Here is a 24,350-nt window from a genome sequence, read left to right on the forward strand (position 1 = left end):
GCACCGGAACGGCCTGCCCGCATATTTCAAAGCCCCGCACACGGTGATGCGGGGCTTTCGTTTTGTCATTCCGCCTGTGATGTCATGCGCCGTTACAGGTGTATTGGATTGTGGTCTTACGGATGTAAAAGGTTTGGCGGGTGGTATAGGCACCGTTCTGGAACGTCTGGGTGTGCCGCTCAGGGATGCCCTGTGTCATGTCGGTGACGGTGAACCCGCTCGGGCAGGTCTCGCGCGCTTGTGGCTCACAGCCATAATAGGCGGTGACGCGCTTGCCCTTATTGGGACCAAAGAGGGCTTTGCTGCCCACGGCGGATTGGTTGATGTCACATGTGGTTTGGTAAAGCGCCTTGCCGTTCTGTGTGCCGATTGTCCGGGCGGGTTCGGGTTTATAACAGCCCGCGAGTGCGGACAGGGCTGTGAGGGTCAAAATAAGTTTTTTCATGGGGGGGTCCGTAATAGTTGGTGTCAATATCCTAATATGGCCGTTGGTACAGGTCCATCACAAAGGTGTGTTGTGCGACCTGTCAGTGGTGATCCCAAAACGAAAAACGCTCCGAAGCCATATGGCTCCGGAGCGCTGTTTAACCCGTTCGCGCGGGATAACTTGACGTGTTGCGCCTCGCTTAGAGGAACTTCGCCATGGCTACGGCGGTGTCGCTCATGCGGTTCGAGAAACCCCATTCGTTGTCGTACCACGTCAGGATGCGAACCATTGTGCCTTCCATGACCTTGGTTTGGTCGGTGTGGAAGATGGAGGAATGCGGATCGTGGTTGAAGTCGGAAGACACCAGTGGCGCATCGGTGTAGCCAAGCACGCCCTTGAGCGGGCCGTTTGCGGCGTCACGGATCAACTGGTTGATCTCTTCGACGGTGGTGTCGCGGGCGGCTTCGAACGTCAGGTCGACAACCGACACGTTCGGGGTGGGGACGCGGATCGCGACGCCGTCGAGTTTACCGTTCAACTCGGGCAACACGAGGCCCACGGCCTTGGCCGCACCGGTCGAGGTCGGGATCATGGACAAAGCCGCCGCGCGGGCGCGGTAGAGATCTTTGTGCATGGTGTCGAGTGTCGGTTGGTCGCCCGTGTAGGAGTGGATCGTGGTCATAAAGCCTTTGACGATCCCGATGTTGTCGTTGAGAACCTTGACAACAGGTGCGAGGCAGTTGGTGGTGCATGAGGCGTTGGATACGACGATATCGTCAGCGGTCAACTCACCATGGTTCACGCCGTAAACGATTGTCTTGTCAGCGTCTTTGCCGGGGGCAGAGATCAGAACGCGGCTGGAGCCGTTTTCAAGGTGTGCTTGGCAGGCCTCTTTCGAGGCGAAGATGCCGGTGCATTCCATCACCACATCCACGTCCGACCACGGCAGGTCGGCAGGATTGCGGATTGCGGTCACTTTGATCGGACCACGGCCAACGTCGATGGTGTCGTCGGTGTGTTTGACCTCGACGGGGAAGCGGCCATGCACACTGTCATACTGAAGCAGGTGGGCGTTTGTTGCCACGGGCCCCAAATCGTTGATTGCAATAACTTCGATATCGGTCCGGCCCGACTCGATGATCGCACGCAAAACGTTGCGACCGATACGACCAAATCCGTTGATTGCCACTTTTACAGCCATGTCAGCACTCCTTGACGCTTGTTCGGCGGGGCGGGCCTGTTTGCGGTCCGTCCTTCACACATTTGCCGACGCCTTATGACGTCAGGCAGTTAACGCTAACATCGCGATCGCGGCGCAAAGGTCAACCGCAAAGCGCGGGACTTAGCGCCAGAAGGCGATGTAGTGGAGCAGGACGATCAGTTTGCGTGCCAAAAACAGCGAGGCCGCCCCGTCATTCAGGCCGAAATCAAGACCGAGGGCTACCAATATGACGGCGGCAAGTCCCAAAGCGATAGAGTCGGTCATGAAAAGGCTCGTTCCAGTTCCAGTTGGCGCATTGTGTCACTCACGCGCAGCGAAGGGAAGAGGCAAGCGGTTCCGGGGCAGGGCAGGCACGGGCGGACATGGGCAGGCAGGGCGCGGGAGGGGCGCATGTGTGACGGACGCAGGAAAGGGCAAGAAAAGGGCAAAGCCCGACGGGATGAGACCGCCGGGCTTCAAGAGCGCGCAAACGTGCAGGATTGCGGCCCTATGAAAGAGCATGGCGAGGCGGAAAGTGCGCCTCGGGTGCTGCGCTCCTATTGGGACAGGCGGCCCATGGCGGCGGCGACATCGGCCATGCGGGCCGAAAAGCCCCATTCGTTGTCGTACCACGCCAGAACGCGGACGGTGCGGCCGATGACCTTGGTCTGGTCGGGCGCAAAGATGCAGCTTTCGGTGGTGTGGTTAAAGTCGATCGAGACCTTGGGTTCGGGATCATAACCCAAAACCATGCCCATGTGGCCGCAGGCGGCCTCGCGCACGATTTCGTTGATGTCGGCCACGGTTACGTCTTTGCCCGCCTGAAATGTCAGATCAACGGCGGAGACATTCGGGGTCGGCACGCGCATGGAGGTGCCGTCGAGTTTGCCGCTCAGCTCGGGAAGCACCTCGCCCAGGGCCTTGGCCGCACCGGTCGAGGTCGGGATCATCGCCATTGCCGCGGCGCGGGCGCGATAGAGGTCGGGGTGGCGGCGGTCCAGTGTCGGTTGGTCGCCCGTGTAGGAGTGGATCGTCGTCATGATGCCGCTCTCGATGCCCACGGCGTCATTGAGCACCTTGGCCAGTGGCGCGAGGCAGTTGGTGGTGCACGACCCGTTGGACACCATGCGCTCGTCGTCACGCAGGTCGCGGTGGTTCACGCCGAACACGACCGTGCGGTCGACATTTTTGGCGGGAGCCGAGATCAGGACCTTTTTTGCCCCGCGGCGCATGTGGACATCGGCACGGTGGCCGTCATTGAATTTGCCGGTGCATTCGAGAACGACATCGACGCCCTCCCAATCCAACTCGTCAGGCTCGTAGGTGGACATCACCTGAATCGGGCCACGCCCTAAATCCATTGTGGTGCCATTGACGGTGACGGGGCTGCCGAACCGTCCGTGGACGCTATCGTATTTGAGCAGGTGGGCGTTGGTCTCGATCGGGCCTGTGGCGTTGATTTTCACCACTTCGACTTCGTTCAGGCCGGCTTCGGCAATATGTGCCAATGTGCAACGGCCGATACGGCCAAAGCCGTTGATGCCAAGTTTGATTGTCATGCGTCCCTCATGCTCCCTACTGCGGCGATGCGCCGTGTGCCTGCGTCGGGCGGGGCGGATGACTGGGCCGCGCCTCCCCGACTTAAGTCCCGTATACGGAAGTATGCAGTGTGGGAAAACCCGTTTAGCGCCAACATGTTAGCGAAAACATTGAGTGGTTGCGCTAACGGCGTCGTGCCCTCAGGCCTGTCGACATCGGGCCGCAAAGGGGAGAGCGGCCTGGGCCTGATCTCGGTGGGTCTCAAGGTCTGCGGACCTGTCGAGCGGTGCGATATCGGCCACGGGATGCCCAAAACGCCGACCTCGACCTTGACGTCGGGTGGCGGCGTCACGAGGCGCACCGCGCATCCCGCTGTCAGTGCCCAACGCAAAACGCCCGCGCTTTGGGGCGCGGGCGTTTCAATGTCGATCTTATGCCGGGGTCAGAGCAGCGCTTTGACCTGTGCGACGATGTTGGCGGTGGTAATGCCGTATTTCTCGAACAATTCTTCGGCGGGTGCAGACGAGCCGAAACCGGTCATGCCGACAAACGCCTGTTTGCTCTCGCGGCCACGTTCACCGAGGAGCCAACGATCCCAACCACCGGCACGCAATGCCGCTTCGACGCCAACGCGCACGGGACCTGCGGGCAGAACCTTGCGGCGGTAGCTTTCGTCTTGCTCGGCGAACAGCTCCATGGACGGCATGGAAACAACGCGGGTGCCGATGCCCTCGGCTTGCAAGATCTCGCGGGCTTCCATGGCCAGAGACACCTCGGAGCCCGTGGCCACGATGATCGCCTGACGTTTGCCCTCGGCATCAGCCAGAACATAGGCGCCGGAGGCCACCATGTTCTTGTTTTTGTGCTCGGTGCGCAGTGTGGGCAGACCCTGACGGGTGAGGACCAGAACGGAGGGCGTCGATTGCGACGTCAGCGCGATTTCCCACGCTTCGGCGGTCTCGACCGTATCACAGGGACGCATGGTCACGGTGTTCGGTGTCGCGCGGCAAATTGCCAGATGCTCGACGGGTTGGTGTGTCGGGCCATCTTCGCCAAGACCGATGGAGTCGTGTGTCATGACGTAAGTCACGGGAATACGCATCAACGCGGACAGACGCATCGCGCCACGGGCATAGTCGGTGAAGCAAAAGAACGTGCCGCCGTAGGGGCGGACACCGCCGTGCAACGCAAGGCCGTTCATGGCCGCGGCCATACCGTGCTCGCGAATGCCGTAATAGACGTAGCGGCCTTTGCGGTTGGTTTCGTCAAACGTTCCCAGACCCTCGGTCAGGGTGTTGTTGGAACCGGTGAGGTCGGCAGAGCCGCCAAAGGTCTCGGGCATGACCGGATTGACCACTTCGAGCACTTTTTGCGACGAGGACCGCGTTGCCATTTTGGGCTGTTCGTCCGAGATCTGTTTTTTGAACGCCTTGATCACGGCCGACAGTTTTTTCGGCGCTTCGCCCGCAAAGACGCGGGTGAACTCGGCCTGACGGCGCTCGGATTGTTCGTCGAAACGGGCTTGCCATTCCGCACGGGCGCTGCGGCCTTTGGCGCCGATGGCTTCCCATTCGGCTTTGACTTTGGCGTCGACTTCGAAGGCGCCAAGAGGCGCGCCGTAGGTTTCTTTTGCGGCCTGCAACTCGGCGGCATCGGTCAGTGCGCCGTGGCCTTTGGAGGTGTCTTGCTTGGCGTGGCCAATTGCTATGTGCGTTTTGCACGCGATCATCGACGGTTTCTTGGACTTCTTGGCGGCCTCGATGGCGGCGTCGATGGCCTCGGGGTCGTGACCGTCGATTTCCTGAACGTGCCACCCTGCGGATTTAAAGCGCATGGGCTGATTGGTGCGGTCCGACAGATCAACCGTGCCGTCGATGGTGATGTTGTTGTTGTCCCAGAACACGATCAACTTGCCGAGCTTCTGACGACCGGCGAGGGCGATGGCCTCTTGCGACACGCCCTCCATCAGACAGCCGTCACCGGCGATGCAGTAGGTGTAGTGGTTTTGCAACTTGGACCCAAAACGGGCGCGCAGTGATTCTTCGGCCATGGCAAAGCCCACGGCGTTCGAGATGCCCTGACCGAGCGGACCTGTGGTGGTCTCGACGCCATCGAGCAGGAAGTTTTCGGGGTGGCCTGCGGTTTTCGCGCCCGTCTGGCGGAAATTCTTGATCTGCTCAAGCGGCATTTCCTCGTATCCGGTGAGGTACAGCAGCGAGTAGACCAACATCGAACCATGGCCGGCGGACAGGATAAACCGGTCGCGATCGGCCCAAAGCGGGGCGGAGGCGTCGAATTTTAAGTGGTTCTTAAACAGAACCGTGGCAACATCAGCCATGCCCATGGGCATGCCGGAGTGACCGGAATTGGCGGCGGCGACAGCATCGAGTGTCAGCGTACGAATGGCAGCAGCGCGCATCCAGTGATCGGGGTGCGCCTCGCGCAGTTTAGCGATATCCACGTATGGGTCTCCTTGAACAGACTAGAGTGTGGATCGCGGATGGGCACGCGATCGAGTGCGCCCCTGATACCAAGACGGTCGGGAAGATCAAGGATCGTGAGGCGCACGAGGCGTTTTGGTGGCCTTTGGAGCGTGCAAAACGGCCTTGATCGCCGAATTATGCCGTTCGGACCCGTGGATGGGCTGCGAAACAGGGCGGAGATATTGGTAATGCTGCGCCGTTGCGCTAGGCTCTCGAATCAAAGGCGCACGGGACAAAGCTGTGCGGGACTTTGCCCGTTTGACGCGCGACATGTGACATCGGACAAGGAGAAGGAACGAGTGAGGGCCAATGAGCGATATTTCTGAATTTGAGGGACGGATCACGTCCGCGTTGGAGCGGATCGGTCGGGCCGTGGCCATAGCCGAGGAACGTGCCGCACAAGCGCCGGGCGGCGGTATTTCGAGCGACGAGATGGAGGCCGAAATCGGCCGCCTCAACGAGGCTCTCGAAACGGAAAGAGACACCAATGCCCAGATGGAGCAGCGCGTCAAAGCGATCCATGAAAAGCAGAACACCCATGTGGCCGCGTTGGAAGCCGAGGTTGAAACCCTGCGTCGTCAGATTTACGACCTCGAGACCTCGATGACGGGATTGCGCCACGCCAATGACGCGCTGCGTGCCAATAACACGGCCCTGCGTGAGGCCAACGCGGCGGGGGTCGGTGATGCGGACCTGATCAACGCGGGGCTCTCGGCGGATGTGCAGGCGTTGGAACGCGTGCGGGCGACCGAACGCGCCCAACTCGATGGCCTGATTACCGATCTCAAAGCGGCGCTCCCGCGGGATGCCACCACCGCAACGGAGGAAATGTAAGATGCCCGACGTGAAAATCAATATCGGTGGACGCACCTATGAGGTGGCCTGTCAGGAGGGGGAGGAGCATTTCCTGCAATCCGCTGCCGCCTTGCTTGAAAACGAAGCGTCGGTGTTGTCGAGCCAGATCGGGCGGATGCCGGAGGCGCGGATGCTGTTGATGTCCGGCCTGATGTTGGCCGATAAAACGGCGGGTATGGATGAAAAACTGCGTTCGCTCGAAAGCAAACTCGGCGCACAAGAGGCGTTGATCGAGGAAATGCGGGCGCGCCCCGCGCCGGAACCCGAGCGGGTCGAAGTGCCTGTCGTTCCGCAGGGCGTGACGGATTCACTGGCCGAAATCGCGGCCCGCAGCGAAGCGATGGCCGGTGCGCTCGAAGAGCGCCTTGGTTTGTCTGACGACAGATGAACGGAACAACCGGACATGAAAAGGGCGGGAAGAGTGATCTCCCCGCCCTTTATTTATGTCCGGGCCGTTTGGCGCGATGGTTTAACCGTTGGCGGCGCGGATTTGCTCGGCCTTTTCGGCATCGAAGGCCACGCCTTTGTCGGCAAATGCGGTATCCAGTTCGCCCGAAAGCGTCATTTCGATCACGATGTCACAGCCCCCCACAAATTCGCCTTTGATGTAGAGCTGTGGGATGGTTGGCCAGTCGGAGAATTCCTTGATGCCTTGGCGCACGGCGTCGTCGGCCAACACGTTCACATCGGTGTACTCAACGCCCATGAAATTGAGGATGCCGGCAACTTTTGAGGAAAAGCCACACTGCGGTGCGGATTTCGTGCCTTTCATGAACAGCACAACATCATTGTTGTCGACGGTATTCTGGATGGTTTCCTGAGCGGACATATTTGGAACTTTCTGCATAAATTCTGTAGGTTGGATCGTGAGCGGCCTGCGGTGGTCCGGATTAATCGGGGGCGCGCGTGGTGAGCGCCATCGCGTGCAATTCGCCGCTGTCGAGCTTGGCCTTTACGGCGGCGTTGACGGCGCGTTGTTGTTGGACGCGGTTCTGGCCCCGAAAACTTTCATCGACAACTTCGGCGGCGAAATGGTGGCCGTCATCGCTTTGCACTACGACTTTTGCATTTGGGAAAGCGTCACGGATCAGATGTTCGATCTCGGTGGTGGTGATGGCCATTGACGGGCGCTCCATGCTTGGTCTGTGGTTGGATTTGAGGTGTTGACTGACCGCAAATCTAATGGCGGGCGGCGGGCGCTGCAAGTCGGTTCACGGGTCTGCGGCGTTTAGTGCGGTCACAAATGCGTCGAAGCGGGCGCGCAATGTGTCGCTATCGGACCAAAGTCGTGCGTGGCGGGTCAAAAGCGCCACGCGTTCGGCCTCAAGGTCGGGCGTGAGGTCTAGCGTGCCTGCCTCGACCAGCTGCGCCATGCGTTCGTGCAGCGGTTTAAGGGCGTTAAAGTCGCGCATCATCGCAGGCAAAAGCGTGGGATCGTCGCGCCAGTTTTCGCCATTGAACCGCATCTGCACCACCCGTTGGCCCGCCCCCGCACAGTCGTACAGGGTGCAGCCCACCATGCCCTTGTCCACCAGATCGCTGTGGATGGCACAGCGGCAATCGCGCGACAGATTGGGGCAGGGCGTGCCGCTTGGCTTGTCAATCGCGAACAGGTCGCCTTTATCCAATGTCAGCCCGACACAGCATAGTGCGGCGCATTGGTGGCAATCGGAGGTGAGAGAGGGCAGGTGATCCATGTGGGATAGCGTGGCCTATGGGGGCGAAAAAGGAAAGGCCCGCGCAGAACTGGCGGGCCTTTGGTCTCGTGCTCTTGTGGCGTCCGGCGTTACGCGAAGGTGTCGCCAAAGGTGCCGCGGAAGAGTGCGGACAGCTCGGCCATAGGGGCCGAAGAGCCGCCCATCTGGACCGTGTCGCCGCCGAACTTGCCGACTGTGGCGAGTGTGACGCCCGCTTGGGAGGCGGCAACCATCAGGGCTTCGGCCTGATCAAACGAACAGGCAACGAGGTAGCGGGCCTGGTCCTCGCCAAACAGCTGCGCGGTGTCGCCGTCATCCAACGTGAGGCCCAGACCCGCGGCCTCGGCCATCTCGAAGGCCGCCAGAGCCAGACCGCCATCGGACAGGTCGGTGGCGGATGTCACCAGTTTGCCGTTGGCACGCAGGAACGCGCCGTTTTGTTTTTCGAGGGCGAGATCGACATGGGGCGCATCGCCGTCCTCGCGGTTGAACACTTCGGCGAGGAGCGCCGATTGGCCGAGGTGGCCGCGGGTTTCCCCGATCAAAATGGCAATATCGCCGTCGTTCGGCAGGCCGGAAATCAGTTCGTCCTCATTGGCGATGAGGCCAACCGCGCCGATGGTCGGGGTGGGCAGGATGCCTTCGCCGTAGCTTTCATTGTAAAGCGAGACGTTGCCCGACACGATCGGCATGTCGAGGAAGGACACCGCTTGGCTGATGCCGTCCAGTGCGCCGACGAACTGGCCCATGATTTCGGGCTTTTCGGGGTTGCCGAAGTTCAGGTTGTCGGTGGTTGCGAGCGGTTTCGCGCCCACGGCGATCAGGTTGCGGTAGCTTTCCGCGACCGCCTGTTTGCCGCCCTCGACAGGGTTGGCTTTGACATAGCGCGGGGTCACGTCGGAGGTAAAGGCGAGCATTTTGCCCGTGTCGTGGATGCGGATCACGCCCGCGCCCAGACCCGGTTTTTGCACCGTGTCGCCCATCACTTGGGTGTCGTATTGCTCATAGACCCATGCTTTGGAGGCGTAGTTTGGCGACGAAATCAGTGCCTTGAGACCGTCAACCGGATCAATCTGTGGCACGTCTTCGACAGGGGCTGCGGCGGGGGTTGGCACCCACGGGCGATCGTATTCGGGCGCAGAGGAGGCAAGCGTGGACAGGGGCAAGTCGCCCATGCAAACACCGTTGTGCATAATGACGAAACGGTCCTCGGCAATGGTTTCACCGACGATGGCGAAATCCAGATCCCATTTTTCGAACACGGCACGCGCCACGTCTTCTTTCTCGGGTTTGAGCACCATGAGCATCCGCTCTTGGCTTTCCGACAGCATCATCTCGTAGGCCGTCATATTGGCTTCGCGCTGTGGCACGTTTTCGAGATCGAGACGGATGCCCAGTTTGCCTTTGTCCCCCATTTCAACGGCGGAGCAGGTCAGACCCGCCGCACCCATATCCTGAATCGAAATCACGGCGCCTGTGGCCATGAGTTCCAAGGTGGCCTCCATTAGGCATTTTTCGGTGAAGGGGTCGCCGACCTGAACGGTGGGGCGTTTGTCCTCAATGGTGTCGTCGAACTCGGCAGAGGCCATGGTCGCGCCGCCGACGCCATCACGGCCGGTTTTCGCACCAAGGTAGACGACGGGCATGCCGACGCCGGAGGCCGCCGAGTAGAAAATCTTGTCGGTGTCGGCAAGGCCCGCCGCAAAGGCGTTCACAAGGCAGTTGCCGTTATAGGCTTTGTGGAACCGGACTTCGCCGCCCACTGTGGGAACGCCGAAACAGTTGCCGTAGCCGCCCACACCCTCGACCACACCGTGGACAAGTTGACGGGTTTTGGGGTGTTCTTTGACGCCAAAGGACAGCGAGTTCATCGCCGCAATGGGGCGTGCGCCCATGGTAAAGACGTCGCGCAAAATGCCGCCCACACCTGTGGCTGCGCCCTGATAGGGTTCGATATAGGACGGGTGGTTGTGGCTTTCCATTTTAAAAACCACGCACTGGCCGTCACCGATGTCGACGATGCCCGCGTTCTCGCCCGGTCCACAGATCACCTGGGGGCCGGTGGTGGGCAGGCCGCGCAGGTGTTTCTTGGACGATTTGTATGAACAGTGTTCGTTCCACATGGCGGAGAAAATGCCAAGTTCCGTGAAGGACGGGTCGCGGTTCAAAATGCGCAGGATCTGGGCGTATTCGTCAGGGCTGAGGCCATGTGCGGCAATCAGATCCTCGGTGATGGCAGGCTCGGTCATTGGTATCCCCTCGAAGGCAGCAATTCTTGGCGCTGTCTTAGGACATGCGTGGACGTGGGGGAAGGGGGAAGGCACGCGCGAGGCGTGGAATCATGCACAATAAACGCAAAGTCGCGGCGCAAATCCGGCGGAGTTTACGAAATCCCAAAAAAAAGGCCGAGCATAAGCTCGGCCCAAGTCTAACAGGGAGGTGAAGTTGCCAAGACTTGCGTCAATCAGCACCTTCACTGCCCGATTTAGGTGCGGTTTGTGAATGGCGCAAGGTTTTAAGCTGTGAAATTGCGCATTGCTGCCATGCGGCACACGCATAGCTTGTAAGAATTTACGCGGCGGGTAAAATTTACGCAGTGTCATCAAGGGGGTAGTGCGCATGGCGTGACGCAAAGGTTTCGGGTGCCATGTCGCCCCCTGTTGCGAGGAGGCCACAGTGCTGCGGCGCGGCGCGCGTGGGTCGTGGTTAATCGTCGTCGCGCATGTGGCGGCGGTGCTCTGAAATTTGCTCGGTAATAAAGTCGCGGAACACGGCGATCCGCTTGGAATGGCGCAATTCCTCGGGGTAGGCGAGGAACACGGGGACTTCGCCACTTTCAATCTCGGGCAGGACCCGCACCAGTTCGGGCGCACTTTCGGTCAGGTAGTCCGGCAAAACGCCGACACCCAAATCGTGCAGCACAGCCTGCAGCACGCCGAAATAGTTGTTGACGTAAAGTGTCGAGGGAATTGACACCTCGGTCAGCTCCTGAACCAGTTGCGCCCCCGCCGAGACCTGAGCGGAGCTCGGATTTTGGCAAATCAGGCGGTGGTTGGCGAGGTCCTCGACGGTTTTGGGAACGCCGTTCTGGTCGAGGTATGCTTGTGTCGCATAAAGGCGCATACGGATGTTCATCAACCGTTTGCGGATCAGATCGGCCTGGGACGGCTCTTTCATGCGGATGGCCACATCGGCCTCGCGCATCGGCAGGTCAAGCACGCGTTCCTCAAGCATCAGATCAATCTTCAGCTCGGGATATTTTTCATACAACAGGTGCAAACGGGGGGCCAGCCAAAGCGAGCCGAAGCCGGTGGCGGTGGTCACGCGCAGTTCGCCGTTGACACCCTCTTCGCTGTCGCGGATCCGCGCCGAGGCGGCATCAAGGCGCTTGTTCATGGCGCGGGTGGCCTCGAACAACAACTCGCCCTGCTCGGTCAAAATCAACCCGCGGGCGTGACGGTGGAACAGTGTGGTCGAGAGTGATTCCTCCAACGCGCGGATTTGGCGCGACACGGCGGATTGGCTGAGGTGCAAGGTATCACCCGCATGGGTCAATGACCCTGCGTCCGCAACTGCGTGGAAAATCCGTAGCTTATCCCAATCCATCTGTCTCTCGCTTTAACCCGTCCAACCCGAAATATCACTGGCACATAGCATAGCGTTTGCGTGGTGCAAGACGCAGCCCCCCACATATCTCAAATATGTGAGGCCTTTGTAACCCGTGCCTCTTATATACGCTTTTTATGGCGGCAACGTAAGCAGTCCATTACAGTCGGTGCAGGCACAGCTTGGAGGGCTGCGAGAATGTCGGACCCGAACACGACACCCGAGACTGCCGTGCAACCGCCGCTGTCGGCACGTCAGGTTGCCCGTGATATTTCCTATGCCAGTTCCGCCAAGACCCGTTCCGGGCGTACGCTGATCCGGCTGATGGAGAATGCAACGGGGCGATTGCGTCTTATTCGTCGTGCGGCGGGGTACGGTGCCGACGTCGCGCAGGGGCGCGATTTCTGGCAGGTCATGGTCGAGCGCTACGGGCTTGAACTGGATGTGGTCGCGGGCGCGCTTGAAAACATTCCCGCCTCGGGGCCGGTGATTGTGGTGGCCAATCATCCCTACGGCATTCTGGACGGGTTGATGATGGGGCATATCCTGTCGGTGACGCGTGGTGATTTTCGCATTCTGGCGCACCGTGTGTTCAAGCGGGCCGAGGATCTTGACCGTGCGGTCCTACCCGTCTCTTTCGAGGAGACCAAAGCGGGGGTGGCGCTGAACCTCGAAACCCGCAAAGAGGCGCTTCGGTATTTGGGGAATGGCGGTTGCATTGGCGTGTTTCCGGGCGGGACGGTTTCGACGGCGGCGCACCCGCTGGGGCAGCCGATGGACCCGGGGTGGCGGGCGTTCACGGCCAAAATGATTGCGCGCTCGGACGCCACGGTGGTGCCGGTCTATTTCGACGGGGTCAATTCGCGCCTGTTCCAGTTGGCGAGCCATTTACACAACACGTTGCGCATGGGGTTGCTGATCCGCGAGTTTCGCGCCCGCATCGGGGCGCCTGTGCGGGTTGTGGTCGGCGCACCGATTGCGCGGGAAAAACTGGAGCCATACCTGCGTGATCCTAAAAAGATGATGGATTTTCTGCGGCGTGAGACCTATTCACTATCCCCGACACCTGTGGCAAATTTCGATCACGGGTATGAGTTCGAAGTCAAACATGGGGCCAAACCCCGAAGAGGTCTAAAGGACCGGTATTAAAATGGCAGTAGGCGTTTTTGACAGTGGATTGGGCGGTTTGACCGTTCTGGATGCGGTGACCAAGCGGTTGCCGGATGTCCCGTTTGTGTATTTTGGCGACAATGCCCACGCGCCTTACGGCGTGCGCAGTGCGGATGACGTCTACGATTTGACCACGGCCGCGGTCGAGCGGTTGTGGGAGGCGGGCTGTGATCTTGTCATTCTGGCGTGCAACACGGCCTCTGCGGCGGCGCTGCGGCGGATGCAGGAAAACTGGATCCCCAAAGACAAGCGCGTGCTCGGCGTGTTTGTGCCGCTCATCGAGGCGCTCACCGAACGCGAGTGGGGCGACAACTCGCCGCCGCGCGAAGTGGGCGTCAAACACGTCGCGCTTTTTGCGACACCTGCCACAGTGGCGAGTCGGGCGTTTCAACGCGAACTGGCGTTTCGCGCCATCGGCGTGGATGTCGAGGCACAGGCCTGTGGCGGCGTGGTCGATGCGATCGAGGACGGCGATATGATTTTGGCCGATGCCTTGGTGCGCAGCCATGTGGATGCGCTCAAACGCAAATTGCCCAACCCCGATGCGGCGATCCTTGGATGTACCCATTACCCGATGATGGAAAAGGAATTCCAGGAGGCGCTTGGCCCCGATGTCAAAGTGTTCTCACAGGCCAATCTCGTGGCCGATAGCCTTGCCGATTATTTGCAACGCCATCCGGCGATGATCGGTGCGGGGACGGAATCGATGTTCCTGACCACCGGCGATCCGGCCAAAGTGTCACGCGGCGCCACGCAATTTCTCAAGCGAAAAGTCGAGTTCGTAAAGGCCTGAGACCCCTATGTCCGTGGCCGTGATGCGGTTGTGATGCCCTGCGCGTTTTGCCGCAATTGCAGTTGCGGCGTGTACCCCCTACATTAAGGCCGACCCTATGATGGGCGGTCCCGTTTGATGAAAGACAGTGATATGACCCATAAAATCGCCATCCTCGGTGCCTCCGGCTATACGGGGGCGGAGCTTGTTCGTTTGATTGCCACCCATCCGTCGATGGAGATTGTGGCGCTGTCGGGCGATCGCAAGGCGGGCATGGCGATGTCAGAGGTCTATCCGCACCTGCGTCACATGGATCTGCCGCCGCTGTGCAAGATCGAGGATATTGATTTCGCGGATGTGGATCTGGCGTTTTGCGCCTTGCCTCACGCGACCTCTCAGGCGGTGATCAAAGAGTTGCCCGCAACGACCAAGGTTGTGGACCTGTCGGCGGATTTCCGTCTGCGCGATCCGGCGGCCTATGCGTTTTGGTACGGCAAAGACCATTCCGCCACCGATTTGCAAAAAGAGGCCGTCTACGGTCTCACCGAATTTTACCGCGACCAGATCAGGGGCGCACGTCTTGTGGCCGGTACGGGGTGCAATGCGGCCACGGGCCAGTTTATTTTGCGTCCGCTCATCAGTGCGGGCGTGATCGACCTCGACAACATCATCCTTGACCTCAAGGTGGCGGTGTCGGGCGCGGGGCGTGCGCTCAAGGAACACTTGTTGTTCGGCGAGTTGGAAGACAACGCCTTTGGCTACTCCGTGGGCGGCAAACACCGCCATCTGGGCGAGTTCGATCAGGAGTTTTCGGCTGTGGCGGGCCGCGATGTGCGCATCCAATTCACGCCACACCTGATCCCCGCCACGCGCGGCATTCTTGCCACGGCCTATGTCCATGGTGAGGCCGGTGCGGTGCATTACGCGCTTGCCAATGCCTACAAGGACGAGCCGTTTATCAAGGTCCTGCCAACCGGCGAAGCGCCGAACATGAAACATGTGCGCGGGTCGAATTTTTGCCATATCGGCGTTGTGGCCGATCGTATCGAGGGGCGTTGCATCGTCATTGGCGCGCTCGACAATCTCACCAAAGGCTCCTCGGGGCAGGCGATCCAGAACGCCAACCTGATGCTTGGCCTTGAGGAAACGGCGGGTTTGATGAACGCGCCGATGTTCCCGTAACTTTAGGAGGCCCGTCATGGCCGGAATGAAGAACCTCAAAAAAACCCGCCGCGTGCAAGTGCTGTCCATCCTGACGTTGGTTTTGGTGCTGGCCGTTGGTTTGATCGGTTACGGCTTTAAGGACGGGATCAACCTGTTCCGCTCGCCCACCCAAGTGGTCGAAGAGCCACCGCGCGTGGGCGAGATTTTCCGCATCGGCGGTCTGGTCGAGGAGGGTAGTATCGTACGTGGCGAGGGGACCGAGGTTACCTTTAAGGTCACGGATGTCACCAATACGATCCCCGTAAGCTACGAGGGGGTTTTGCCCGATCTGTTTTCCGAGAACCAGGGGATGATTGGCACGGGCAGCCTGAAAGACGGGGTGTTCGTGGCGACCGAAATTCTGGCCAAACACGACGAGACCTATATGCCCAAAGAGGTGGTTGACGCGCTCAAGGAGCAAGGGGTCTATCAGGAGCCTGAAACGTAGGTTTTCCAACGCCTTACGCAACGACAGTTAAGAAATTTTAAGACGCCGCCGACCGCTGATGTTCGGCGGCGTTAACCATTTTCAGGCAGCCTTGAACCATCAAATAGGTGGGATTTGAGGCATATGAAAACAGTTCAACAAATCGCAGACGAGATTATTGACCGCGAGGGCGGTTACGTCAACGACCCCAGCGATCCGGGCGGGGCGACAAAATACGGCGTCACCATTGGCACGCTGCGGCGTCTGGGCGTGGATGTCGATGGTGACGGCAAGGTCAGCATCAGTGACGTGCGCAAACTCTCGCGTGAACAGGCCCGCGATATCTTTGTGTCGCATTACTTTCACGGGCCGCGCATCGATGAATTGCCGCCCGCTTTGCAGGCGAGTGTGTTCGACATGTACGTCAACGCGGGCGCCAATGCAGTGCGGGTGTTACAGCGTCTTTTGGGCGACATGGGGATCAAGCTTGCCGTGGATGGCGTTATCGGTCCGCAAACGATCGAGGCCGCACAAATTGCGCAATCGCTCGCCCCGCATCACCTCGTGGATGCCTACGGGATCGCGCGGCGCAACTACTATTACGCCTTGGCCGATCGCCGTCCGTCCTCGCGCAAATACGCCAAGCGCCGTGACGGGGGCAAAGGCGGGTGGATCGTGCGCGCCGAGGCGTTTATCTCGGAACGCTATCACTTTACGCAGGCCGAACATGACAAACGGGTGGCGTCATGGGGCTGATCGAAAAACTCTTGGGCCTGCTGTTCGGCAATGGCCGCAACGTGTTGCGCGAAACGGCTGAGGTCTTTCTGGAGAACAGTGAAAATTCGAGCGCACGGGACGCGGCGTTTCGCAGTTCGGCGCTTGAACAATTCGCCCGCGAATTTGCGGTCGAGCGCAAGGGGGGCTTTGACCGGTTCATGGACGGGCTCAACCGCGTGCCGCGTCCCCTGATGGCTTTTGGCACAATCGGGCTGTGCGTGGCGGCGATGGTGGATCCGGTGTGGTTCGCCGCGCGGATGCAGGGCATTGCCCTCGTCCCCGAGCCGCTGTGGTGGCTGCTTGGCGCGATTGTCAGCTTTTACTTTGGCGCACGCTATCAGTTCAAAAGCCAGGACTTTCAACAGTCCATTGCCGCGACAATGAACCAGGCATCCATGGTGACGGCCAATATCGCCGCGCTCAATGCTCTGGCTGCGGGGTCAAGTGGTCTGGCGCCTGTCGCCATGGGCGCGGGACAGGACAACCCCGCCCTCGCCGCATGGAGGCAGATCCATGATGAGTGATGCACTGATAAAGGCGCTGGCCGAAAACGGACCGTGGGCATTGATGGTTTTCTACCTTCTTTACAGAGACTTGCAAAAGGATCAGGCGACCCGTTCCGTGCTCGATAAAAACACGCAGATCCTGGTCGAGATGACCACGATGATCCGCGAACGCCTACCGCGAGAGAGGTGAGCCATGCACCGTTTCCTATCCCGTCTTTGGACCCGACTAAAAACAGAATGGACCGAGCATGGCGTGCGTGCCGCGCTCAAACGAAACGCGCAGGCCGCCGATGCGTTGGATGCCGCCGTGAAGGAGATGTTAAAGCAATGAAACAAGTCGCAGCCCTTTTCGCCGTCATTCTTATGGCGGCCCTCGCCGGCGCCCACGGGCTCGGGTTTGCCGCGATGATGCAAGTGGCCTATGGCGCAATCTCGGTCATGGCGCTTTTGATCTCGGTCACCTTCCTTTGGCTGTGGCACGAACGCGCCACGCCGCTTGCCCTTGGCATGTCGTTGTCATGGGCCGGTACGGGGTTCACCATCGGGTGGTGGTGGCTGATGCGCGTGTTGGATGATCCCGCATGGGGGATGGAGGCCGCCGCGCTGTTTGTGTTCCTGTCGTTGTTGATCTGCGGCGCGGTGTTGCATTTTTCCGTGATCCAGGGGTCATTCGGTCTACGGGGATTTGCGTTTTTATGGCCCGTTCTTGGTGCGTTTACGATGTCCCTTGGGGTGCTTCTATTTCTATAGAGGTGAGGGTAGGGACAGGGGAAAAGGGGTCGCATGCGGCCCCTTTTTCGCCATGTGCACTCCGGCTTTTGCACGTGTGATTCCGTGCGATGTGTCGCGCGGGCGGGGACACATCGTGCAGTCTGCGACACCAACGCGCACCCTTGAGCGCCATATCGTGATCATTTCTTTGCGACTTGGCGGTCCTGCCCATTGGCCTGCGTGCCGCGAGAGGGTAAACCTCGTGCAAAGGAGACACGCATATGCTCGTAGAACTTGGACATTTCGCACTGATCTTGGCGTTTTTTGTGGCTATTGCCCAAACGATTTTGCCGCTTTGGGGCGCTCATACCGGACGCCGCGCCTATATGGCCGTGGGCGAACCCGCCGCCGTGGTGCAACTGGTGTTGATCGCCTTTTCGTTCGGTGCGTTGACCTATGCCTTTGTCACCTCTGATTTCTCGCTCAAACTTGTGGTTGATAACTCGCACACGGCCAAACCGATGCTCTACAAAGTGTCGGGTGTTTGGGGCAACCACGAAGGCTCCATGTTGCTGTGGATTTTGATCGTGGCGCTGTTCGGGGGGGCTGCGGCATTGTTCGGGGCCAACCTGCCGGTGACGCTCCGCGCCCGGGTGTTGGGCATTCAGGGGTCGATCAGCGTCGCGTTCCTCGCCTTTATCCTGTTTACGTCCAACCCGTTTTTGCGTCTGCAATTCCCGCCGATGAACGGCAATGACCTCAACCCGCTGCTGCAAGATCCCGGTTTGGCGTTTCACCCGCCGTTCCTCTATCTGGGCTATGTGGGTCTGTCGATGACCTTTTCCTTTGCCGTGGCTGCCTTGCTCGAGGGGCGCGTTGATGCGGCGTGGGGCCGTTGGGTGCGCCCGTGGACCCTGGCCGCGTGGGTGTTCTTGACCATCGGTATCGGTCTCGGTTCGTGGTGGGCCTACTACGAACTCGGGTGGGGCGGCTTCTGGTTCTGGGATCCTGTTGAAAACGCGTCGTTTATGCCATGGCTGTTTGCCGCCGCGTTGTTGCACTCGGCTGTCGTGGTCGAGAAACGCGAAAGCCTCAAGGCGTGGACGATTCTCCTTGCCATTCTGGCCTTCGGCTTCTCGTTGATCGGCACCTTCCTTGTCCGCTCCGGCGTCATCACCTCTGTGCATGCCTTTGCCAACGACCCCGAGCGCGGGGTGTTTATCCTGCTCATCCTCGCGATCTTTATGGGTGGCTCCCTGATGCTCTTTTCCCTGCGGGCCTCGGCCATGACGGCCAAGGGCGTGTTTTCCATGGTGAGCCGCGAAACCGCGCTTTTGACCAACAATATCCTGTTGGCGGTGGCGGCATTCGTGGTGTTCATCGGCACCATTTGGCCGCTCGTGGCCGAAGCGTTCTGGGATCGTAAACTCTCGGTCGGGGCGCCGTTTTTCGATGCGGCCTTTACGCCGTTCTTTACCATTCTGGCGCTGATCCTGCCCGTGGGCGCGATGATGGCGTGGAAACGCGCCCGCCTTGGCGCGACGCTCAAGAAACTCGTCCCGTCGATGATCCTTGCCCTTGCGGTGTTTGGCCTCATCTGGTCGATCCAGACCCAAAAGACTTTGCTCGGTCCCATTGGTTTGGCGCTTGGCATGTGGCTCGTTGCGGGCGCGGCGCAGGACCTTTTGTCCAAAACCGGCAAGGCGCGCGATCTGTCCCGTCTGGCCCGTTTGCCGCGTGCCGATTGGGGCCGCCTGTTGGCCCACGGTGGCCTTGGCGTCACCATTGCGGGCATCGCCGGTCTGACCGCGTGGTCGGTCGAGGATATTCGCGTCGTCAATATCGGCGAGACCTTTGACGTGGCGGGCTATACGATTTCCCTCGATCAGGTCGAGCGTAAACAAGGCCCGAACTATATCACCACCATGGCCAGCATGTCGGTGTTCGTAGGCGACAAAAACGTTGCCACGCTGCACCCCGAAAAACGCAGTTACCCCGTGCAACAAATGCCCACCACCGAAGCGGGCATCGACAACGGGTTCTTGCGTGACGTCTACCTTGTGATCGGCGATGTACAGGCCAACGGCGGATGGGCCGTGCGCACCTATATCAAACCGCTCGCCAACTGGATCTGGGGCGGCACGATCATCATGGCGTTGGGTGGCTTTTTGAGCCTGACCGACCGCCGTTACCGTGTGGCCGCAGGGGCGCGTCGTCGCAAAACGGCGGTGAGCCCCACCGCAGGAGTCCCCGCAGAATGAAACATCTTGTTCTGATACTTGCCCTCGTGATGACAGCCGCGCCTGTGGTGGCTGTTCAGCCTGACGAAGTGCTGTCTGATACCGTCATGGAATCGCGCGCCCGCGAGATTTCCAAGGGGCTTCGGTGCCTTGTGTGTCGCAATGAAAACATCGACGAAAGCAACGCCGATCTGGCAAAGGATCTGCGGATGTTGGTCCGAGAGCGCCTGATCGAGGGGGACAGCAATGACGAGGTGGTCGACTATGTGGTGGACCGCTATGGCGAGTATGTGCTGCTCAAGCCAACGCTGACGGGATCGAACAAACTGCTCTGGATCGCGGGGCCGTTGATGCTGTTGGCCGCGCTCTTTGTTGGTGTCAACTTTGTGCGTCGTCGCGAAAACGAGACCGAGGTGGCGGAGCTGACACAGGATGAACAGGACCGCCTCGATTCGATTATGAAAGACTGATCCCGACCGGATTTCCGGATGCGTTTCGCCCGCCGCTTGCCATGCATCGGCGGGCGAACTATGTCTGGGACACCGGTCCGCAGTTCACCGAGTCGCTGCCGTCCCCGCACGGGGATACGCTGAACCTGCTTTTTAAACACACCATCCGGTTTTCCGCGCGTCTTCGAGCGTGGGCCAAGGGCAGCTCCCCGCACGACCAACAAGACGCGATCAACGGAGATGAACCGATGACCCGCGAGCCTATTTCGCTCACCCTTCCCGATGTGTCCGCCTTTGCGCGGGCTCTCAAATCCGATCTCGGTGCCGAAGCTGTGCCGCATCAAACCCTCCTGAACGCCATTGCGCGGGCAGGGGGCTACCGCAACTTTCAACACCTGAGCGCCGCACAGGGTGGGGCCGCTCCCATTGAGACACCCGAGGGGCGGGCCGTCACCCGTGCCTTGGCGCGGTTCGATGAGGCGGGGTTGATGGCCTCATGGTCGACCAAGCGTAAGGTGCGACAAACCTGTCTTTGGGCGCTCTGGGCGCAGGTACCGGCCCGCACGGTGTTCACCGAGCGCCAAATCTCGGACCTGTTTGACACGATGACCACCTTTCGCGATCCCGCGCAAATCCGGCGGTCGTTGATCGAGGACGGGTTGCTCACCCGTACCCTTGACGGGTCGCAATATACCCGTGTCGAGGTGACGCCCGATGTCACGGCCCGCGAGGTGATCCGCGCCGTAAACAAGCGCCGCACACGGGCAAACCCCACCGTCACGCAATAAAAATGCCCCGTGACGGGGCGTTCCCCTTCCCTCGGCTGCGCGGATGCCTATCTTGATAGGAACCCGTGACCGAGGGAAGGGACCCCCATGCACTATGAGACCATCACATTCGACGTTCGTGACGGGGTTGGCGTTCTGACGTTGAACCGCCCCGATGTGCGCAATGCGCTTAACACACAGATGCGGGCCGAGATTACCCACGCGGTGCGCGATGCGCCCAAAACCGCCCGCGTTCTGGTGCTGACAGGGGCCGGTGGTTCGTTTTGCTCGGGTCAGGATCTGGGCGATGGCGTCAACGCCGGCACCGCCGATCTGGAGCGCACGCTGCGTGACGAATACGAGCCGATGATGTTCGCAATCCATGATTGCCCCATCCCGACCATCGCCGCCGTTGGCGGGGCTGCGGCGGGTGCGGGCGCGTCACTTGCCCTTGCCTGTGACGTTACAATCGCCACCGAGAGCGCCATTTTCCTACAGGCCTTTTCACGCATTGGCCTGATCCCCGATGCGGGCGGCACCTATTTCCTGCCCCGCCACATCGGGTTGGCGCGGGCCATTGGATCGACGCTGTTCGCGGATGAAATCCCCGCCGATAAAGCGGCGCAATGGGGCATGATTTACGAGAGTGTCGAGGATGATCTGTTCGCGGGGCACTGGATGGCGCGGGCGCGTTACCTTGCCAGCGGTCCAACCGTGACCTTCCGCCACCTCAAAGAGGCGATGCACGCCTCCTATGACAACACGCTCAAGCAGCAAATGGGCCTTGAGGCCAAGCTGCAAAATGCCTGTGGCCAGACGCGGGATTTCAAAGAGGGCGTGATGGCCTTTCTCGAAAAACGCAAACCCGTCTACGAGGGGCGCTAAACGCGTTTAGCCGGTGGGGTCAGTGGCGTCTTTTGCCTTTGCTCCGGCTTTGCGGCCAGGGGCAAGGCGGGAGATGGCATGGGCCAAAGCCGCCTCGGTCGGCGCATATAGCGGGCGGTCCGGTTCGTCAGGCATTGTGTCGTCAAAGGTCACGCCATAGCGCGCCGCAAGCTCCGTATTGGCGTCTTGAAGCTCCGCCAAAAGCGCCCTGCGCAAGGTCCGCCCGAGTGCGGTTTTAAGCGTGTCGTGCCGGAACGCCTTGATCACTTTCGCTCTGTTGTATGTGACGCCCTGCCGGTTGAGTTGGGCCAACAGGGCCGCGCAATTCATCGACGGGCTGACGTTCTTGCGCACTTCGTCCGTGAGCGTCATATCGAGGCCGAGTGCGCCCAGAAACCCCGGGACAAGGGCGGATCTGGCCGCGTCGAACGAGACGGCCTTCACCGTGCCAACGCCGCGCCATGCGTCCAACATCGCGCCATAATCGAGCCGCTTTCGCACCTCGCGGGCGGTGGCAAATTTGCGGATGCTGCGCGGTTCACGCCGCCCCTCGCCACAATACTGGTTCCACAGGCTTTCGACGTAGCGGTCCTGACGGCGCAGATAACAGATCACGGTGGTCTCGAAGGGGGCCGCGAACTCCGCCATCCGTGCGATGGCCTTTGCCCCGCATTCGGACAGGACCTCGTCACTGAGCAAAAGCGTGTCGTGGCCCGAGGCGTCAAAGTCGGCCAGAATTGCGTCACGTTCGGCGTCCCATTTACGCGGCCCGCGTCGCAGGGCGTGGCTCACGCTTGAATGGCGCGGGGCGGCCGCACGTGGTTCACGGGTGCTATCCCCCCAATGAACTCCCGCCGCCGCCAATTGGTCGCGATGCGCAAAAAGCGTGTGCTGCACAGAGGTCGATCCGGTTTTGGGCGTGCCGATATGCAAAATGAGTTTGCGTGCCATGATCTTTCCGCGCCCCTGTAATCCGTTCAAACAGGCGACTTTCGCCCGGCTCAAAGTCTGGCACAGAACGCCAAAAAAAACCCGCCCAAATGAGGGCGGGTTTGAAATTTTGTGTTGGGCCTGTGGCTTAGCGGTCTTCGACGTTGGTGTAGGACCGCAGCGCTTCGCCGGTGTAAAGCTGACGGGGGCGACCGATTTTCATGGCCGGATCCTCGATCATTTCTTTCCACTGCGAAATCCACCCGATGGTGCGCGACAGCGCAAAGATCGGTGTGAACATCGAGGTCGGGAAGCCCATGGCCTCAAGGATGATGCCGGAATAGAAGTCGACGTTCGGGAACAGCTTCTTGTCCGCGAAATACGGATCTTCGAGCGCCTGACGCTCCAGTTCCTTTGCCACCTGAAGGGTCGGGTTGTTGTCAACACCGAGCAGTTCGAGAACCTCATCCGCCGATTGCTTCATCACTTTGGCACGGGGGTCAAAGTTTTTGTACACGCGGTGGCCAAAGCCCATAAGGCGGAACGGATCGTTCTTGTCCTTGGCGCGGGCGATGTATTCGGGGATGCGGTCCACAGTGCCGATTTCGCGCAGCATTTCCAGACAGGCCTGGTTTGCGCCGCCATGTGCGGGGCCCCAAAGACAGGCAACCCCCGCCGCGATACAGGCAAACGGGTTGGCACCGGACGAGGACGCCAGACGCACGGTCGAGGTCGAGGCGTTTTGTTCGTGATCGGCGTGCAGCGTGAAAATACGGTCCATGGCGCGGGCAAGGATCGGGTTCACTTCGTACTCTTCGGCGGGCACGGAGAAACACATGCGCAGGAAGTTCGACGCGTAGTCGAGATCGTTGCGCGGATAGACCATCGGTTGACCAATGGTGTATTTGAACGCGGCCGCCGCGATTGTCGGCATTTTGGCGATCAGGCGAATGGTCGCCACTTCGCGCTGCCACGGATCGGCGATGTCGGTGCTGTCGTGGTAAAAGGCGGACATGGCGCCCACAACCGCAACCATAATGGCCATAGGGTGCGCATCACGACGGAAACCGGAGAAGAATTTGTGCATCTGCTCGTGGATCATCGTGTGATTGGTCACGCGGCTTTCGAAATCTTCCATCTGGGCGGCGGTCGGCAGCTCACCGTAGAGCAGCAAATAGCACACTTCGAGGTAGTGGGATTTTTCGGCCAGCTCACCGATGGTATATCCACGGTGCAACAACACGCCTTCGCCACCGTCGATATAGGTGATGGCGCTGTCGCACGAGGCGGTGGAGGTAAAACCCGGATCATAGGTAAACACACCCGCCTCGCCGTAGAGCTTGCGGATATCGATCACGTCTGGCCCTTCGGTCGGCGAGTGAACGGGAAGCTCGTAAGATTTTCCGTCAAGCGTCAGGGTCGCTGTTTTCTTGGTATCTGCCATCGTCATTCCTTCGGTTGGCAACGGCGCTCCCGCAGGGGCCGTTGGTGGTCTGGCGGACGTCTCAGGCGTGCGGGTTAAATCCGTATCCTCAGGCGCCGTTTGGGGCATCAAAGCGCGGGGCGCTTTCGGCATCTCCGTGGTCTCCCATATCGCCTTTGACAGGATCTAAGGGGCCGCGGTTGCCAGAGCGTTAACCGCTTTGGCTTAAACTTTAATGACCTTTGTCAAATGCACGCAATGAGGTCCCGAAAAAGGGCGCGT

27 protein-coding genes are annotated in these 24,350 nt (G+C 60.1%); 15 read left to right on the forward strand and 12 right to left on the reverse strand.

Translation table 11 applies throughout. The features are described 5' to 3' along the window. Positions 1-82: 82 nt before the first annotated feature. The 5 genes from ACN0Q0_RS09915 to tkt all read right to left on the reverse strand — a co-directional run bounded on the left by ACN0Q0_RS09915 (position 83) and on the right by tkt (position 5,628). On the reverse strand, positions 83-445 hold the full coding sequence (locus ACN0Q0_RS09915) for a hypothetical protein (protein ID WP_417243222.1): 363 nt from the start codon (positions 443-445) through the stop codon (positions 83-85). A gap of 181 nt (positions 446-626) precedes the next feature. Then, positions 627-1,628 (reverse strand): type I glyceraldehyde-3-phosphate dehydrogenase, encoded by a 1,002-nt coding sequence (gap, locus tag ACN0Q0_RS09920; protein WP_417243223.1) that lies wholly within the window; start codon positions 1,626-1,628, stop codon positions 627-629. A gap of 141 nt (positions 1,629-1,769) precedes the next feature. Continuing rightward, positions 1,770-1,913: a hypothetical protein gene (locus tag ACN0Q0_RS09925; protein WP_417243224.1), complete on the reverse strand. Its 144-nt coding sequence runs from the start codon at positions 1,911-1,913 to the stop codon at positions 1,770-1,772. A gap of 272 nt (positions 1,914-2,185) precedes the next feature. After that, complete coding sequence (gene gap, locus ACN0Q0_RS09930) at positions 2,186-3,187, reverse strand: type I glyceraldehyde-3-phosphate dehydrogenase (RefSeq protein WP_417243225.1); 1,002 nt, start codon at positions 3,185-3,187, stop codon at positions 2,186-2,188. Positions 3,188-3,609: 422 nt separating this feature from the next. Beyond that, entirely contained in the window at positions 3,610-5,628 is a 2,019-nt protein-coding gene (gene tkt / locus ACN0Q0_RS09935; protein WP_417243226.1) for a transketolase, read from the reverse strand. A 331-nt stretch (positions 5,629-5,959) separates the two neighbouring features. Here tkt and ACN0Q0_RS09940 point away from each other — a divergent pair, with 331 nt between their 5' ends. Further along, the gene (locus ACN0Q0_RS09940) at positions 5,960-6,484 is read left to right on the forward strand and encodes a hypothetical protein (protein ID WP_417243227.1); all 525 of its coding nucleotides are present in this window, start codon (positions 5,960-5,962) and stop codon (positions 6,482-6,484) included. A 1-nt stretch (position 6,485) separates the two neighbouring features. Then, positions 6,486-6,893 (forward strand): cell division protein ZapA, encoded by a 408-nt coding sequence (locus tag ACN0Q0_RS09945; RefSeq protein WP_417243228.1) that lies wholly within the window; start codon positions 6,486-6,488, stop codon positions 6,891-6,893. 81 nt (positions 6,894-6,974) lie between these two features. Here ACN0Q0_RS09945 and grxD read toward each other — a convergent pair whose 3' ends face one another. The 5 genes from grxD to ACN0Q0_RS09970 form a co-directional block, all read right to left on the reverse strand. Continuing rightward, positions 6,975-7,334, reverse strand: coding sequence for a Grx4 family monothiol glutaredoxin (gene grxD / locus ACN0Q0_RS09950; RefSeq protein WP_417243229.1), 360 nt, complete (start codon positions 7,332-7,334; stop codon positions 6,975-6,977). Between the two features lie 61 nt (positions 7,335-7,395). After that, positions 7,396-7,626: a BolA/IbaG family iron-sulfur metabolism protein gene (locus ACN0Q0_RS09955; RefSeq protein ID WP_417243230.1), complete on the reverse strand. Its 231-nt coding sequence runs from the start codon at positions 7,624-7,626 to the stop codon at positions 7,396-7,398. Between the two features lie 90 nt (positions 7,627-7,716). Then, positions 7,717-8,202, reverse strand: coding sequence for a hypothetical protein (locus ACN0Q0_RS09960; protein WP_417243231.1), 486 nt, complete (start codon positions 8,200-8,202; stop codon positions 7,717-7,719). An 89-nt stretch (positions 8,203-8,291) separates the two neighbouring features. Beyond that, positions 8,292-10,451: a phosphoribosylformylglycinamidine synthase subunit PurL gene (gene purL / locus ACN0Q0_RS09965; RefSeq protein WP_417243232.1), complete on the reverse strand. Its 2,160-nt coding sequence runs from the start codon at positions 10,449-10,451 to the stop codon at positions 8,292-8,294. 457 nt (positions 10,452-10,908) lie between these two features. Beyond that, positions 10,909-11,808, reverse strand: a complete 900-nt coding sequence (locus tag ACN0Q0_RS09970) for a LysR family transcriptional regulator (RefSeq protein ID WP_417243233.1) — start codon at positions 11,806-11,808, stop codon at positions 10,909-10,911. A 198-nt stretch (positions 11,809-12,006) separates the two neighbouring features. Here ACN0Q0_RS09970 and ACN0Q0_RS09975 point away from each other — a divergent pair, with 198 nt between their 5' ends. The 13 genes from ACN0Q0_RS09975 (at position 12,007) to ACN0Q0_RS10035 (ending at position 21,715) form a co-directional block, all read left to right on the forward strand. Next, positions 12,007-12,957, forward strand: a complete 951-nt coding sequence (locus ACN0Q0_RS09975) for a lysophospholipid acyltransferase family protein (protein WP_417243234.1) — start codon at positions 12,007-12,009, stop codon at positions 12,955-12,957. A gap of 1 nt (position 12,958) precedes the next feature. Next, complete coding sequence (gene murI / locus ACN0Q0_RS09980) at positions 12,959-13,771, forward strand: glutamate racemase (protein WP_417243235.1); 813 nt, start codon at positions 12,959-12,961, stop codon at positions 13,769-13,771. A 132-nt stretch (positions 13,772-13,903) separates the two neighbouring features. After that, positions 13,904-14,932, forward strand: coding sequence for an N-acetyl-gamma-glutamyl-phosphate reductase (argC, locus tag ACN0Q0_RS09985; protein WP_417243236.1), 1,029 nt, complete (start codon positions 13,904-13,906; stop codon positions 14,930-14,932). 25 nt (positions 14,933-14,957) lie between these two features. Further along, positions 14,958-15,401: a cytochrome c maturation protein CcmE gene (gene ccmE / locus ACN0Q0_RS09990; RefSeq protein WP_417243284.1), complete on the forward strand. Its 444-nt coding sequence runs from the start codon at positions 14,958-14,960 to the stop codon at positions 15,399-15,401. 123 nt (positions 15,402-15,524) lie between these two features. Continuing rightward, positions 15,525-16,136, forward strand: a complete 612-nt coding sequence (locus ACN0Q0_RS09995; protein WP_417243237.1) for a holin-associated N-acetylmuramidase — start codon at positions 15,525-15,527, stop codon at positions 16,134-16,136. Then, complete coding sequence (locus ACN0Q0_RS10000; RefSeq protein ID WP_417243238.1) at positions 16,127-16,681, forward strand: holin family protein; 555 nt, start codon at positions 16,127-16,129, stop codon at positions 16,679-16,681. Before ACN0Q0_RS09995 ends, ACN0Q0_RS10000 begins: the two co-directional genes overlap by 10 nt. After that, on the forward strand, positions 16,671-16,853 hold the full coding sequence (locus ACN0Q0_RS10005) for a hypothetical protein (RefSeq protein WP_417243239.1): 183 nt from the start codon (positions 16,671-16,673) through the stop codon (positions 16,851-16,853). Before ACN0Q0_RS10000 ends, ACN0Q0_RS10005 begins: the two co-directional genes overlap by 11 nt. 3 nt (positions 16,854-16,856) lie before the next feature. Continuing rightward, positions 16,857-16,994 (forward strand): hypothetical protein, encoded by a 138-nt coding sequence (locus ACN0Q0_RS10010; protein ID WP_417243240.1) that lies wholly within the window; start codon positions 16,857-16,859, stop codon positions 16,992-16,994. Continuing rightward, the gene (locus ACN0Q0_RS10015) at positions 16,991-17,413 is read left to right on the forward strand and encodes a hypothetical protein (RefSeq protein ID WP_417243241.1); all 423 of its coding nucleotides are present in this window, start codon (positions 16,991-16,993) and stop codon (positions 17,411-17,413) included. The genes ACN0Q0_RS10010 and ACN0Q0_RS10015 overlap by 4 nt, the downstream gene beginning before the upstream one ends. 242 nt (positions 17,414-17,655) lie before the next feature. Further along, positions 17,656-19,635, forward strand: coding sequence for a heme lyase CcmF/NrfE family subunit (locus ACN0Q0_RS10020; protein ID WP_417243242.1), 1,980 nt, complete (start codon positions 17,656-17,658; stop codon positions 19,633-19,635). After that, the gene (locus ACN0Q0_RS10025; RefSeq protein WP_417243243.1) at positions 19,632-20,084 is read left to right on the forward strand and encodes a cytochrome c-type biogenesis protein CcmH; all 453 of its coding nucleotides are present in this window, start codon (positions 19,632-19,634) and stop codon (positions 20,082-20,084) included. Before ACN0Q0_RS10020 ends, ACN0Q0_RS10025 begins: the two co-directional genes overlap by 4 nt. 227 nt (positions 20,085-20,311) lie before the next feature. Then, positions 20,312-20,851: a DUF2087 domain-containing protein gene (locus tag ACN0Q0_RS10030; protein ID WP_417243244.1), complete on the forward strand. Its 540-nt coding sequence runs from the start codon at positions 20,312-20,314 to the stop codon at positions 20,849-20,851. An 87-nt stretch (positions 20,852-20,938) separates the two neighbouring features. Further along, positions 20,939-21,715 (forward strand): enoyl-CoA hydratase-related protein, encoded by a 777-nt coding sequence (locus ACN0Q0_RS10035; protein WP_417243245.1) that lies wholly within the window; start codon positions 20,939-20,941, stop codon positions 21,713-21,715. Positions 21,716-21,721: 6 nt separating this feature from the next. On the opposite strand, the gene ACN0Q0_RS10040 is transcribed toward ACN0Q0_RS10035, so the two are convergent. Then, positions 21,722-22,666, reverse strand: coding sequence for a hypothetical protein (locus tag ACN0Q0_RS10040; protein WP_417243246.1), 945 nt, complete (start codon positions 22,664-22,666; stop codon positions 21,722-21,724). 127 nt (positions 22,667-22,793) lie between these two features. Next, on the reverse strand, positions 22,794-24,089 hold the full coding sequence (gltA, locus tag ACN0Q0_RS10045) for a citrate synthase (RefSeq protein ID WP_417243247.1): 1,296 nt from the start codon (positions 24,087-24,089) through the stop codon (positions 22,794-22,796). Positions 24,090-24,350 lie beyond the last annotated feature (261 nt).

Origin of the sequence: Celeribacter sp. (assembly GCF_048259695.1) — a bacterium.
Classification (GTDB): Bacteria; Pseudomonadota; Alphaproteobacteria; order Rhodobacterales; family Rhodobacteraceae; genus Celeribacter.

Excerpts from the sequence above, each read along its gene's own strand:
- ACN0Q0_RS09915 (WP_417243222.1), bottom strand. The coding sequence starts at position 445 with ATGAAAAAACTTATTTTGACCCTCACAGCCCTGTCCGCACTCGCGGGC.
- gap (WP_417243223.1), bottom strand. The coding sequence starts at position 1,628 with ATGGCTGTAAAAGTGGCAATCAACGGATTTGGTCGTATCGGTCGCAAC.
- ACN0Q0_RS09925 (WP_417243224.1), bottom strand. The coding sequence starts at position 1,913 with ATGACCGACTCTATCGCTTTGGGACTTGCCGCCGTCATATTGGTAGCC.
- gap (WP_417243225.1), bottom strand. The coding sequence starts at position 3,187 with ATGACAATCAAACTTGGCATCAACGGCTTTGGCCGTATCGGCCGTTGC.
- ACN0Q0_RS09940 (WP_417243227.1), top strand. The coding sequence starts at position 5,960 with ATGAGCGATATTTCTGAATTTGAGGGACGGATCACGTCCGCGTTGGAG.
- ACN0Q0_RS09945 (WP_417243228.1), top strand. The coding sequence starts at position 6,486 with ATGCCCGACGTGAAAATCAATATCGGTGGACGCACCTATGAGGTGGCC.
- grxD (WP_417243229.1), bottom strand. The coding sequence starts at position 7,334 with ATGTCCGCTCAGGAAACCATCCAGAATACCGTCGACAACAATGATGTT.
- ACN0Q0_RS09955 (WP_417243230.1), bottom strand. The coding sequence starts at position 7,626 with ATGGCCATCACCACCACCGAGATCGAACATCTGATCCGTGACGCTTTC.
- ACN0Q0_RS09960 (WP_417243231.1), bottom strand. The coding sequence starts at position 8,202 with ATGGATCACCTGCCCTCTCTCACCTCCGATTGCCACCAATGCGCCGCA.
- purL (WP_417243232.1), bottom strand. The coding sequence starts at position 10,451 with ATGACCGAGCCTGCCATCACCGAGGATCTGATTGCCGCACATGGCCTC.
- ACN0Q0_RS09970 (WP_417243233.1), bottom strand. The coding sequence starts at position 11,808 with ATGGATTGGGATAAGCTACGGATTTTCCACGCAGTTGCGGACGCAGGG.
- ACN0Q0_RS09975 (WP_417243234.1), top strand. The coding sequence starts at position 12,007 with ATGTCGGACCCGAACACGACACCCGAGACTGCCGTGCAACCGCCGCTG.
- murI (WP_417243235.1), top strand. The coding sequence starts at position 12,959 with ATGGCAGTAGGCGTTTTTGACAGTGGATTGGGCGGTTTGACCGTTCTG.
- argC (WP_417243236.1), top strand. The coding sequence starts at position 13,904 with ATGACCCATAAAATCGCCATCCTCGGTGCCTCCGGCTATACGGGGGCG.
- ccmE (WP_417243284.1), top strand. The coding sequence starts at position 14,958 with ATGAAGAACCTCAAAAAAACCCGCCGCGTGCAAGTGCTGTCCATCCTG.
- ACN0Q0_RS09995 (WP_417243237.1), top strand. The coding sequence starts at position 15,525 with ATGAAAACAGTTCAACAAATCGCAGACGAGATTATTGACCGCGAGGGC.
- ACN0Q0_RS10000 (WP_417243238.1), top strand. The coding sequence starts at position 16,127 with ATGGGGCTGATCGAAAAACTCTTGGGCCTGCTGTTCGGCAATGGCCGC.
- ACN0Q0_RS10005 (WP_417243239.1), top strand. The coding sequence starts at position 16,671 with ATGATGAGTGATGCACTGATAAAGGCGCTGGCCGAAAACGGACCGTGG.
- ACN0Q0_RS10010 (WP_417243240.1), top strand. The coding sequence starts at position 16,857 with ATGCACCGTTTCCTATCCCGTCTTTGGACCCGACTAAAAACAGAATGG.
- ACN0Q0_RS10015 (WP_417243241.1), top strand. The coding sequence starts at position 16,991 with ATGAAACAAGTCGCAGCCCTTTTCGCCGTCATTCTTATGGCGGCCCTC.
- ACN0Q0_RS10020 (WP_417243242.1), top strand. The coding sequence starts at position 17,656 with ATGCTCGTAGAACTTGGACATTTCGCACTGATCTTGGCGTTTTTTGTG.
- ACN0Q0_RS10025 (WP_417243243.1), top strand. The coding sequence starts at position 19,632 with ATGAAACATCTTGTTCTGATACTTGCCCTCGTGATGACAGCCGCGCCT.
- ACN0Q0_RS10030 (WP_417243244.1), top strand. The coding sequence starts at position 20,312 with ATGACCCGCGAGCCTATTTCGCTCACCCTTCCCGATGTGTCCGCCTTT.
- ACN0Q0_RS10035 (WP_417243245.1), top strand. The coding sequence starts at position 20,939 with ATGCACTATGAGACCATCACATTCGACGTTCGTGACGGGGTTGGCGTT.
- ACN0Q0_RS10040 (WP_417243246.1), bottom strand. The coding sequence starts at position 22,666 with ATGGCACGCAAACTCATTTTGCATATCGGCACGCCCAAAACCGGATCG.
- gltA (WP_417243247.1), bottom strand. The coding sequence starts at position 24,089 with ATGGCAGATACCAAGAAAACAGCGACCCTGACGCTTGACGGAAAATCT.